5 protein-coding genes, 8 tRNA genes and 3 rRNA genes are annotated in these 12,756 nt (G+C 45.2%); all 16 read right to left on the minus strand.

Going from position 1 to position 12,756, the window contains the following annotated elements; genetic code table 11:
- Positions 1-44: 44 nt before the first annotated feature.
- The 16 genes from gor to J9537_RS14630 all read right to left on the minus strand — a co-directional run bounded on the left by gor (position 45) and on the right by J9537_RS14630 (position 12,523).
- A complete protein-coding gene (gene gor, locus J9537_RS14555; RefSeq protein ID WP_010744335.1) occupies positions 45-1,394 on the minus strand; it encodes a glutathione-disulfide reductase in 1,350 nt (449 codons plus the stop codon).
- A gap of 176 nt (positions 1,395-1,570) precedes the next feature.
- A complete protein-coding gene (locus J9537_RS14560; RefSeq protein WP_010744334.1) occupies positions 1,571-2,812 on the minus strand; it encodes a peptidase U32 family protein in 1,242 nt (413 codons plus the stop codon).
- A gap of 13 nt (positions 2,813-2,825) precedes the next feature.
- Positions 2,826-3,740, minus strand: coding sequence for a peptidase U32 family protein (locus tag J9537_RS14565; RefSeq protein WP_218256240.1), 915 nt, complete (start codon positions 3,738-3,740; stop codon positions 2,826-2,828).
- A 105-nt stretch (positions 3,741-3,845) separates the two neighbouring features.
- Positions 3,846-6,344, minus strand: coding sequence for an ATP-dependent Clp protease ATP-binding subunit (locus J9537_RS14570; protein WP_218256241.1), 2,499 nt, complete (start codon positions 6,342-6,344; stop codon positions 3,846-3,848).
- Positions 6,345-6,349: 5 nt separating this feature from the next.
- Positions 6,350-6,817, minus strand: a complete 468-nt coding sequence (locus tag J9537_RS14575; RefSeq protein WP_280640441.1) for a CtsR family transcriptional regulator — start codon at positions 6,815-6,817, stop codon at positions 6,350-6,352.
- A gap of 119 nt (positions 6,818-6,936) precedes the next feature.
- Positions 6,937-7,010: transfer RNA gene (locus J9537_RS14580), tRNA-Pro, on the minus strand.
- Positions 7,011-7,026: 16 nt separating this feature from the next.
- Positions 7,027-7,100 (minus strand) — tRNA-Arg (locus J9537_RS14585).
- A 12-nt stretch (positions 7,101-7,112) separates the two neighbouring features.
- A tRNA-Leu gene (locus J9537_RS14590) sits at positions 7,113-7,198 on the minus strand.
- Positions 7,199-7,220: 22 nt separating this feature from the next.
- Positions 7,221-7,292 (minus strand) — tRNA-Gly (locus J9537_RS14595).
- Positions 7,293-7,296: 4 nt separating this feature from the next.
- A tRNA-Thr gene (locus J9537_RS14600) sits at positions 7,297-7,369 on the minus strand.
- 18 nt (positions 7,370-7,387) lie between these two features.
- Positions 7,388-7,469, minus strand: a tRNA-Leu gene (locus tag J9537_RS14605).
- 9 nt (positions 7,470-7,478) lie between these two features.
- Positions 7,479-7,551 (minus strand) — tRNA-Lys (locus J9537_RS14610).
- Positions 7,552-7,554: 3 nt separating this feature from the next.
- Positions 7,555-7,627, minus strand: a tRNA-Val gene (locus J9537_RS14615).
- Between the two features lie 6 nt (positions 7,628-7,633).
- A 5S ribosomal RNA gene (gene rrf / locus J9537_RS14620) occupies positions 7,634-7,749 on the minus strand.
- Positions 7,750-7,827: 78 nt separating this feature from the next.
- Positions 7,828-10,740: ribosomal RNA gene (locus tag J9537_RS14625) — 23S ribosomal RNA — on the minus strand.
- Positions 10,741-10,964: 224 nt separating this feature from the next.
- Positions 10,965-12,523: ribosomal RNA gene (locus J9537_RS14630) — 16S ribosomal RNA — on the minus strand.
- The 16S, 23S and 5S rRNA genes sit together here with 8 tRNA genes alongside, the layout of an rRNA operon.
- Positions 12,524-12,756: the final 233 nt, after the last annotated feature.

The raw sequence follows: 12,756 nt of genomic DNA on the forward strand, positions 1-12,756 counted from the left end.
ATACAAAAAAAAATGATGTGCCGCATTCGGCACATCATTTTTCATTAGCGCATCGTTACAAATTCTTCACTGCCTGTCGGATGGATCGCAACCGTATCATCGAAATCTTTCTTCGTTGCCCCCATTTTAATTGCCACGGCAAAGCCCTGCAGCATTTCATCAACACCGACACCAATAGCATGCAACCCGATAATCTTCTCTTCATCCCCGAGACAGATCAGCTTCATATCACATTTTTGTCGATAATCACTTAAGGCAAAGTACATGGGCGTAAAGCGTGAGTGATAGACTTTGATTTGATCTTTTCCATGTCGTTCAAGCGCTTCTTCTTCCGTTAATCCAATCGTTGCAATCGTTGGATGTGTGAAGATCACGGTTGGAACATTTTCATAATCTAAATATTCTTCTGATTTGCCATTAAACACCCGTTCAGATAAACGCCGTCCAGCTGCAATAGCTACTGGCGTCAAATCAATTTTGCCGATGACATCGCCAACTGCATAAACCCCTTCGCTGGTTGTATTTTGATATTTATCAACAATCACAAAGCCTTTTTCATTTAAAGTCACCGAGGTATTTTCTAAGCCTAGCTTATTCGTATTTGGTAAACGTCCTCCGGCGAACAGCACTTTGTCTCCTGTTAACGTATTGCCGTTCTCAAAATAAACCGTATAGGTTCCATCTGCATTTTGTTTGATTTCTTTTGCTACATGATGATCGTAAAGCTTCATTTTATTGTCACGATAAATCTCAACTAAGTTATCTGCCAACATTTTGTCAAAGGTCCGTAATGGACGACTGTGACGGAAGGCCCAATGTACCTGCGTACCCATTCCTTGCAATACACCGCTCAATTCAGCTGCAATATAACCAGCACCTAGGACAACTACTTCTTTTGGCTGCTCCGTCAATTCAAAGAAGCCATTGGAATCAATCGCTAATTCGCCGCCAGGAATCTTCATCTGGCTTGGTCGGCCGCCTGTTGCGATCAAAATATTCGGCGCCGTATAGTCTTCACCATTAACCGTGATAACATGATCGGATTTAAATGTCGCATAGCCTTCGATCCGCTCAACATGATTACTGTCAAGCCCACGATAATAAGCACCATGTAAAAAATCGATGTATTTTTCGCGACGTGCCACTAATTCTTTAAAATCAAACTTTTCGACATCCGCTTGGACACCATAGCTAGGCGCGTCCCGCTCGATCATTTCCAGCATGCTGCTAGCCTGCCACATTACTTTTTTCGGTACACATCCAACATTGACACACGTGCCGCCGATTTTATTTCCTTCAATCAACAAAACCTTTGCCCCGTACATACCTGCACGATTGGCAGAAGCAATCCCGCCGCTACCGCCACCGACTACTATGTAATCATATTCCTTCATTCATCTGCCTCCTAATTCTTACTAATGAAAGTTATTTCTTGTCTAATCCTTCGAATAAAACACTTTTAGTGATGAGTAGCAGTACTCAATAGATTCATTTTAATACATTCTGTCAAAAAATAATTGCTTTTTGTTTTGAAACAAAAATTTGACGTAAGAAAAAAACTGAGGAAGCCTCAGTCTTTTTTCTTGCGTATCATATCCCCAGGTTTAACCGGTTGAGCTACAGGCATCGTGATGATCATCATTGGATTTGGCGCACGATCAATCTGTTCACCTTCATCATTCTTCATTTCAGTCACTGTTTGTTCAAAATGATGGAAGTTCGGACCATAAAACTCAATCTCATCGCCCACTCTAAAATGATTTCGTTGGCGAACAGTCGCGATTCCACTGGCTTCGTCATAGCTTAACACTTCACCGATAAATTTATAGACAGGGATCTTCCGTCTTGGTCCAAATAGCTGTTCATTTTCTGTTGGCACATGATAATAAAAGCCTGTCGATAGTTCTCGTTGCGCCACTTTCCACAGCTCATCGATCCATTCTTGCTTGCAGACATAATTTTCTGGATCAGAAATATAGCTATCCACCGCTGCTTTATATACATTGGCAACCGTCGAAACATAGTGAATAGATTTCATTCTTCCTTCAATTTTCAAGCTGTCAACACCGTTTTCAATCAAATCAGGAATGTGTTCGATCATTGACATATCTACGGCACTCATAGAAAACTCTTCGGTTACATCTCCGTTTTCCGTCAATGAACGATGTTCTTGAGCAAAAGGCATATCGAATAGTTCATATTTCCAACGGCAAGATTGCGAGCAGCCGCCACGATTAGCATCTCGCATCGACATATGATTCGACAGAGTACAGCGTCCTGAATAGGAAATACACATCGCGCCATGAATAAAGGCTTCGATTTGAATATCTGTATTTCGGCGAATTTCTGCTAATTCCTCCATTGAAACTTCACGAGCTAAGACCACTCGTTCCAAGCCTTCATTTTGCCAAAATTTTAACGTCTCTGCATTGGTTGCGGACGCTTGAGTAGACAAATGAATTTCTAGCCCAGGCGCTTCTGTTGCACAAATTTCAATCAATGCCGGATCAGAAACAATGACTGCTGAAATACCGATATCTCTTAATTTTTTGAAAAACTCTCCTGCCCCTTCTTCATTTCCTTCATGCGTCACCATGTTCGCAGCTACATAAACCTTTGCGCCGTATTTATCAGCAAAAGCGACGCCTTCTTCCATCTCTTCAAATGAAAAATTCCCCGCACGAGAACGCAATCCATACGCATCCCCGCCAATATATACAGCATCCGCGCCATAATGAATCGCGGTTTTTAATTTTTCCAATGTCCCGGCTGGGGCTAAAACCTCTGGCCGTTTCAGTTTTCTCTCTGTCATGTTGCTCTTACTCCTATTTAATCGCTGTTGGGTCTAAATGGTAAAAACCAGTATCCATTCCTCGACCAACAGGATGATATTTTTGGATTTCTTGCTGCGCTTGGCTCATAGCGGCTTCATCCCAAGTTCCTGCTTCAATTGCTGTTTTTGCATCGGCAAAAATTTTCGCGATCGCGACAAAATCTGATCCCGGGGTAAATAATCCGTCAAGCTTCCAAGTTTGATAGCCTGTTTGAGCCAAGTCAGCCAATTCTTGAATTAAATTCAGATCATTGTCAGCAAAAATATGTGTGCCATGTTGATCTTCATAGATTGAATAATGCGTCTCTGCTTTTTTCGGCTCTGAAATAAACAATCCACGCTCTTTTGAAACTTCTTCTTTCTGATTTGTGTAATTGAAGTAATTATCCAATAATGGTCGTTTCGATTGATGGATGCAAGTAGCACCGTACACCAAGACTTCTACCGGAACCTCCACATGCTGACTCAAATGCTGCATTTCTTTAAACGGCACTTCCCGAGCCAAAACCGCACCGACCGCACCCTTTTTCTGCCAAAAATTGATTTGTCTGGCATTGGTCACCAATGTTTGTGCATCATAAATATAAGGCAGATCATACTCCTGCAATAAGTAAATCACACCCGTATCACCTACAACAACATGATCTGGTTGTACCTCTGCTAAAAATGCTAAATATTCTGGAATCTGTTTCATCTTGTCAGGATGCATGATCCCATTTACCGCGATGTTTACTTTTTTTCCCTGAGCATGCGCCTGCTCAATTAATGCTTTTTGTTCATCACGAGAAAAAGAATACGGCAATCGCAACCCATACGCCTCTTCCCCTATGTATAATGTATCCACGCCAGCAGCAAGTAATTCTTCGGCTTGCGCCATTGACTCTGCCGTCGCAATTAACTCAATCATGGTAGGTCCTCCTTTTAGACTTTCTCATACTATCACAGCTTCCAAAAGTTTCCAACTGACGACAGAAAAAAAGAGGAACACACCTAAGTGTCCTCCTCTGATTAACTAAACTTTTTCTGGAATTTTTTCTTCTTTAACATTTTTTACAGTCAAGGTGATTTTCCCCTTGCTTGCACCAATCGTTACCGCATCACCTAATTGAATTTGTCCTGACAATAACGCCTCAGCCAAGCGATCTTCAATTTCTTTCTGTAAAGCTCTGCGAATTGGCCGTGCACCGTATTCAGGATCGAATCCTACTTTTCCGATAACATCATAAGCCGCTGGTGTAATCTTCACTTGAATCTCATGTTCTTTCATGCGATCCAAAATGGAACGACTCATAATCTTCACAATCTCATGAATTTGTTCTTGATCTAAGGTTTTGAAGACTACGGTTTCATCAATTCTATTTAAGAACTCTGGACGGAAAGCCTTTTTCAGTTCTTCTAAAATTCGTTTTTCCATCGCTTGATGATCTTTCGTAATATCCTTCACGTTGAAACCAACATTTTTTTCCTCACGGATTTCAGTCGCACCAATATTTGAAGTCATGATCAAGATCGTATTGCGGAAATCAACCTTCCGACCTTTCGAATCTGTTAAATGACCATCATCTAAAACTTGTAATAAAATATTGAAGACATCTGGATGAGCCTTTTCAACCTCATCTAACAAAATAACTGAATAAGGTTTTTGACGAATTTTTTCTGTTAGCTGTCCACCTTCTTCATAACCAACATATCCTGGCGGTGAACCGATCAAACGACTCGTACTATATTTTTCCATATATTCAGACATGTCTACACGAATTAAAGCTTCTTCACTACCAAACATCGCCTCGGCTAACGCCTTCGCCAACTCTGTTTTCCCAACCCCTGTTGGTCCTAGGAACATGAATGAGCCAATTGGACGATTTGGATCTTTCAAGCCGCTTCGGGCCCGACGAATCGCGCGGGAAATGGCTTTGACCGCATCCTCTTGCCCGACCACTCTTTTATGCAAGACATTTTCTAAATCCAATAAACGTTGGCTCTCTTTTTTCTCTAACTGCTGTAAAGGAACCCCAGTCCATTGAGAAACCACAGCGGCAACATCTTCATCCGTGACTTGATCAAGATAGCCGTTTTCTTGTTTTGCTGCTTTAATTTTCGCTTGTTCCAAAACTTCCGCTAACTGCTTTTCTCGTAAACGCAAACGCGCTGCCGACTCGAAGTCTTGGTTTTGAATCGCCTTTTCTTTTTCAGTCACTAACTCTTGAACTTCTTCTTCTAACTCAGTAAGTTCAGAAACTTCATCCGTTGAATCTAAGCGGACTTTCGCAGAAGATTCATCCATTAAGTCAATCGCTTTATCTGGTAATTGACGTGAATTAATATATCTCACCGATAAAGAAACCGCTGCATGCAATGCTTCATCCGTAATTTCTACGCCATGATGCTCCTCATATCGAGGACGTAATCCCTTCAAAATCTCTTCAGCTTCTTCAGGTGTTGGCTCTTCTACCTGTACCCGAGCAAACCGCCGCTCTAAAGCAGAATCCTTTTCAATGTATTTCTGATATTCATCCAATGTCGTCGCACCAATCGTTTGCAGTTCACCACGTGCCAATGCAGGCTTCAAAATATTAGAAGCGTCAATCGCACCTTCAGCACCACCCGCACCAATCAATGTATGCAACTCATCAATAAACAAGATAATCTGACCATCATGGTAAATTTCATCAATTACTTTCTTCAACCGATCTTCAAATTCTCCACGGTATTTTGTTCCCGCAACAAGGGCCCCCATGTCTAGCATCATCAAACGCTTTCCACGCATATCCTCAGGAACATCACCAGAAATAATCCGCTGCGCCAAGCCTTCTACAATTGCCGTTTTACCAACACCAGGTTCTCCAACTAATACAGGATTGTTCTTAGTTCGACGACTCAAAATTTGTACGACTCGACGGACTTCGCTGTCTCTACCCACTACTGGATCTAATCGTTTTTCCCGCGCCAGTTTTGTTAAATCCCGCGCCAAACCATCTAAAGTAGGGGTGCCTTGGGAATTACTTTGAACAGGCTTAGCAGAGGCTTTCCTGCGTGTTCCAGTTCCTTGATTTGTATTTTGAGCTTCATTGACACCCATTTTCTTCAATAAAAGTTGTCGCATCTTAGGTAGACTCAAACCGAGATTAACTAGGATGTGAGAAGCCAAAATTTCATCATCACGTAATAGACCTAATAGAATATGTTCTGTACCTACCAATTTTGCATTGAAACGCTTCGCCTCATCATCCGCAAAAATCAAAATCTGTTTTGCTCTCGGAGAATAAGGAAGATATCCTCCTTCAGGATATGACTTAACTGAGCCGTAACCTGTCATATGCTCAATTTCTTCACGAATGTCATTCTCACTCGAATTCATTTGACGTAATGTCTTGCCCGCAATTCCTTGTTGTTCGATGACTAACGCTAGTAATAAATGCTCCGAACCAACCGAGCGGTGTTTAAAATATTTTGCTTCCTGTTGTGCAATCGCCAACACAGCTTTTGCGCGTTCTGTATACAGCTGATCCATATCCCTCACTCCTTTTTCTCATAACTTAAACGTTCCAAAAATCCATGCAGAATTCTCGCCCGTAGTCTATTTTCAATTTGACTGATACCAAGAACATTCTTCGATACTGCACTTAACATCAAGTTGCCTTCATTTTCAGTAATAATTTCTTCTTCAAATAATTTTTGAATAATCCCAAACGCATTCGCTTCCGAAATTTCATTTCCAAAAGAATCCATTAACTGTTCCAAAAAGTAGTGCTGATCAGAAATCTTAACTTTGCTTATTCGAATATAGCCGCCCCCACCTCGTTTGCTTTCAACCAAATAGCCCCGTTGAAAAGTAAAACGTGTATTGATCACATAATTTATTTGAGAAGGTACGCAATTAAAAAGCTGCGCCATCTCGGCTCTTCGAATTTCGATAATTTCACTATTTTCCAAAATATCTTTCAAGTAAGACTCGATCAAATCAGAGGTATTTCTGCTCATAATATCGCCTCCTATTGACTATTCCTGACCATAATTATATCGAATTTAACGCATGAAATAAAGGAGAACGCCTTTCTTTAATTAAGGATAAAAAAAAAGAAGGTTTTCACCTTCTTTTTTGATCGGGAAGACAGGATTCGAACCTGCGACACCTTGGTCCCAAACCAAGTACTCTACCAAGCTGAGCTACTTCCCGATAAACAAAAAAACTACGCGCCCAAGAGGAGTCGAACCCCTAACCTTTTGATCCGTAGTCAAACACTCTATCCAGTTGAGCTATGGGCGCATATCTATATTATGCCGAGGACCGGAATCGAACCGGTACGGTGATCACTCACCGCAGGATTTTAAGTCCTGTGCGTCTGCCAGTTCCGCCACCCCGGCGTTGTTCCCTGGTCTTCAGGAAAGCGGAAAACGGGGTTCGAACCCGCGACCCCCACCTTGGCAAGGTGGTGCTCTACCACTGAGCTATTTCCGCATGATGCCGGCTAAAGGACTTGAACCCTCGACCCTCTGATTACAAATCAGATGCTCTACCAACTGAGCTAAGCCGGCAACTACAAAAAAATAAAATGCGGGTGAAGGGACTTGAACCCCCACGCCGTAAGGCGCTAGATCCTAAATCTAGTGCGTCTGCCAATTCCGCCACACCCGCATATTCTTATGAGCCGTACAGGGCTCGAACCTGTGACCCTCTGATTAAAAGTCAGATGCTCTACCAACTGAGCTAACGGCTCATATGGAGGTTAACGGGTTCGAACCGCTGACCCTCTGCTTGTAAGGCAGATGCTCTCCCAGCTGAGCTAAACCTCCATGTTCGCGTGGCGACGTCCTAATCTCACAAGGGGCAACCCCTCACTACAATCGGCGCTAAGAAGCTTAACTTCTGTGTTCGACATGGGAACAGGTGTATCCTTCTCGCTATCGCCACCACACTGCTATTTACTTGAGTAAACTTCGTTCACTCAAAACTGGATCAGAAACGTTTTTAAACGACCGACAATCATTTTATTTTGGTTAAGTCCTCGATCGATTAGTATCAGTCCGCTCCGTACATCACTGCACTTCCACTTCTGACCTATCTACCTGATCATCTCTCAGGGATCTTACTTTCTTAAAGAAATGGGAAATCTCATCTTGAGGTGGGCTTCACACTTAGATGCTTTCAGCGTTTATCCCTTCCCTACATAGCTACCCAGCGATGCCTCTGGCGAGACAACTGGTACACCAGCGGTAAGTCCATCCCGGTCCTCTCGTACTAAGGACAGATCCTCTCAAATTTCCAACGCCCGCGACGGATAGGGACCGAACTGTCTCACGACGTTCTGAACCCAGCTCGCGTGCCGCTTTAATGGGCGAACAGCCCAACCCTTGGGACCGACTACAGCCCCAGGATGCGACGAGCCGACATCGAGGTGCCAAACCTCCCCGTCGATGTGGACTCTTGGGGGAGATAAGCCTGTTATCCCCAGGGTAGCTTTTATCCGTTGAGCGATGGCCCTTCCATGCGGAACCACCGGATCACTAAGCCCGACTTTCGTCCCTGCTCGACTTGTAGGTCTCGCAGTCAAGCTCCCTTGTGCCTTTACACTCTGCGAATGATTTCCAACCATTCTGAGGGAACCTTTGGGCGCCTCCGTTACTCTTTAGGAGGCGACCGCCCCAGTCAAACTGCCCATCTGACACTGTCTCCCACCACGATCAGTGGTGCGGGTTAGAGTGGTCATAACACAAGGGTAGTATCCCACCAGCGCCTCTGTCGAAACTAGCGTCCCGACTTCTACGGCTCCTACCTATCCTGTACATGTGGTACAAACACTCAATATCAAACTGCAGTAAAGCTCCATGGGGTCTTTCCGTCCTGTCGCGGGTAACCTGCATCTTCACAGGTACTAAAATTTCACCGAGTCTCTCGTTGAGACAGTGCCCAAATCGTTACGCCTTTCGTGCGGGTCGGAACTTACCCGACAAGGAATTTCGCTACCTTAGGACCGTTATAGTTACGGCCGCCGTTTACTGGGGCTTCAATTCGTACCTTCGCTTACGCTAAGCACTCCTCTTAACCTTCCAGCACCGGGCAGGCGTCAGCCCCTATACGTCATCTTTCGATTTTGCAGAGACCTGTGTTTTTGATAAACAGTCGCTTGGGCCTATTCACTGCGGCTGATCGTTAGATCAGCACCCCTTCTCCCGAAGTTACGGGGTCATTTTGCCGAGTTCCTTAACGAGAGTTCTCTCGCTCACCTTAGGATTCTCTCCTCGACTACCTGTGTCGGTTTGCGGTACGGGCCATTGTTTTCTCACTAGAAGCTTTTCTCGGCAGTGTGACATCAGGAACTTCGGTACTATTATTTCCCTCCCCATCACAACTTGTCCTTAAAGACGTAAGCATTTGACTCACATCAAGACTTATTGCTTGGACAGACATTTCCAATCGTCTGATTCCTTAGCCTCCTGCGTCCCTCCATTGCTCAAACAAAAACAACGGGTACAGGAATATCAACCTGTTATCCATCGCCTACGCCTTTCGGCCTCGGCTTAGGTCCCGACTAACCCTGGGCGGACGAGCCTTCCCCAGGAAACCTTAGTCATTCGGTGGACAGGATTCTCACCTGTCTTTCGCTACTCATACCGGCATTCTCACTTCTAAGCGCTCCAGCAGTCCTCACGATCTACCTTCAACGCCCTTAGAACGCTCTCCTACCAACACACCTATTGGTGTGTTCCACAGCTTCGGTAAACTATTTAGCCCCGGTACATTTTCGGCGCAGGGTCACTCGACTAGTGAGCTATTACGCACTCTTTAAATGGTGGCTGCTTCTAAGCCAACATCCTAGTTGTCTGTGCAACCCCACATCCTTTTCCACTTAATAGTTATTTGGGGACCTTAGCTGGTGGTCTGGGCTGTTTCCCTTTCGACTATGGATCTTATCACTCACAGTCTGACTCCCAGAGATGAATGGATGGCATTCGGAGTTTATCTGAATTCGGTAACCCGAGATGGGCCCCTAGTCCAAACAGTGCTCTACCTCCATCATTCTTACTCTGAGGCTAGCCCTAAAGCTATTTCGGAGAGAACCAGCTATCTCCAAGTTCGTTTGGAATTTCTCCGCTACCCACACCTCATCCCCGCACTTTTCAACGTACGTGGGTTCGGTCCTCCAGTGCGTTTTACCGCACCTTCAACCTGGACATGGGTAGATCACATGGTTTCGGGTCTACGACCACTTACTCATTCGCCCTATTCAGACTCGCTTTCGCTGCGGCTCCGTCTTTTCAACTTAACCTCGCAAGTAATCGTAACTCGCCGGTTCATTCTACAAAAGGCACGCTATCACCCATTAACGGGCTCTAACTTGTTGTAGGCACACGGTTTCAGGATCTATTTCACTCCCCTTCCGGGGTGCTTTTCACCTTTCCCTCACGGTACTGGTTCACTATCGGTCACTAGGGAGTATTTAGCCTTGGGAGATGGTCCTCCCGGATTCCGACGGAATTCCTCGTGTTCCGCCGTACTCAGGATCCTCCTAGGTGCCAGTCAAATTTTGTCTACGGGGCTTTTACCCTTTCTAGCAGACCTTTCCAGGTCCTTCGACTATCTCACTGGACTACCATATCGGAGTCCTACAACCCCAAGAGGCAAGCCTCTTGGTTTGGGCTTTTCCCGTTTCGCTCGCCGCTACTCAGGGAATCGATTTTTCTTTCTCTTCCTGCAGGTACTTAGATGTTTCAGTTCTCTGCGTCTACCTCTAATCAGCTATGTATTCACTGAAAAGTAACATCCTATAAAAGATGCTGGGTTCCCCCATTCGGAAATCTCCGGATCAAAGCTTACTTACAGCTCCCCGAAGCATATCGGTGTTAGTCCCGTCCTTCATCGGCTCCTAGTGCCAAGGCATCCACCGTGCGCCCTTATTCACTTAACCTTATCCTAACTTGCGTTAGGGGGTTGATTGTTCCATCTAGCGATAGATTTCCCAATCAGAAAAAAATAAGCAATTGAACTTATTTAAAAAACTCATTCAACGCGGTGTTCTCGGTTTGTTTAAATTATTGTTTCTGTATCCAGTTTTCAATGAACGATTTGAGAGTAGACCTCTCAAAACTGAACGAATAAAGCAACCTGTGTAGTTTCCGTAATATTCCTTAGAAAGGAGGTGATCCAGCCGCACCTTCCGATACGGCTACCTTGTTACGACTTCACCCCAATCATCTATCCCACCTTAGGCGGCTGGCTCCAAAAGGTTACCTCACCGACTTCGGGTGTTACAAACTCTCGTGGTGTGACGGGCGGTGTGTACAAGGCCCGGGAACGTATTCACCGCGGCGTGCTGATCCGCGATTACTAGCGATTCCGGCTTCATGTAGGCGAGTTGCAGCCTACAATCCGAACTGAGAGAAGCTTTAAGAGATTAGCTTAGCCTCGCGACTTCGCGACTCGTTGTACTTCCCATTGTAGCACGTGTGTAGCCCAGGTCATAAGGGGCATGATGATTTGACGTCATCCCCACCTTCCTCCGGTTTGTCACCGGCAGTCTCGCTAGAGTGCCCAACTAAATGATGGCAACTAACAATAAGGGTTGCGCTCGTTGCGGGACTTAACCCAACATCTCACGACACGAGCTGACGACAACCATGCACCACCTGTCACTTTGCCCCCGAAGGGGAAGCTCTATCTCTAGAGTGGTCAAAGGATGTCAAGACCTGGTAAGGTTCTTCGCGTTGCTTCGAATTAAACCACATGCTCCACCGCTTGTGCGGGCCCCCGTCAATTCCTTTGAGTTTCAACCTTGCGGTCGTACTCCCCAGGCGGAGTGCTTAATGCGTTAGCTGCAGCACTGAAGGGCGGAAACCCTCCAACACTTAGCACTCATCGTTTACGGCGTGGACTACCAGGGTATCTAATCCTGTTTGCTCCCCACGCTTTCGAGCCTCAGCGTCAGTTACAGACCAGAGAGCCGCCTTCGCCACTGGTGTTCCTCCATATATCTACGCATTTCACCGCTACACATGGAATTCCACTCTCCTCTTCTGCACTCAAGTTTCCCAGTTTCCAATGACCCTCCCCGGTTGAGCCGGGGGCTTTCACATCAGACTTAAGAAACCGCCTGCGCTCGCTTTACGCCCAATAAATCCGGACAACGCTTGCCACCTACGTATTACCGCGGCTGCTGGCACGTAGTTAGCCGTGGCTTTCTGGTTAGATACCGTCAAGGGATGAACATTCTACTCTCATCCTTGTTCTTCTCTAACAACAGAGTTTTACGATCCGAAAACCTTCTTCACTCACGCGGCGTTGCTCGGTCAGACTTTCGTCCATTGCCGAAGATTCCCTACTGCTGCCTCCCGTAGGAGTTTGGGCCGTGTCTCAGTCCCAATGTGGCCGATCACCCTCTCAGGTCGGCTATGCATCGTTGCCTTGGTGAGCCGTTACCTCACCAACTAGCTAATGCACCGCGGGTCCATCCATCAGTGACGCAAAAGCGCCTTTCAAATAGAAACCATGCGGTTTCTATTGTTATACGGTATTAGCACCTGTTTCCAAGTGTTATCCCCTTCTGATGGGCAGGTTACCCACGTGTTACTCACCCGTTCGCCACTCCTTTTCTTTCGGTGGAGCAAGCTCCGGTGAAAGAAAAAGCGTTCGACTTGCATGTATTAGGCACGCCGCCAGCGTTCGTCCTGAGCCAGGATCAAACTCTCATAAAAAGTGTTTGAAACAGTCTTACGACTGATCAGCTCAATTGTAAAAATTGACTTGCTAGCATATTGCTTGCTATGTTGTTTGTTTCTATTAAAAGAAACGCCCTACACATTTGGTTTGTTTTATTCGTTCAGTTTTCAAAGGTCTACATTGTTTGTCGCTTTGTTTCAGCAACTTTTATATCTTAACAGGTTACCGAGTGAATGTCAACGTATTTTCATTTTTTTTGGAAATTAAA

The organism is Enterococcus raffinosus (assembly GCF_019175485.1).
Lineage (GTDB): Bacteria > Bacillota > Bacilli > Lactobacillales > Enterococcaceae > Enterococcus_A > Enterococcus_A raffinosus.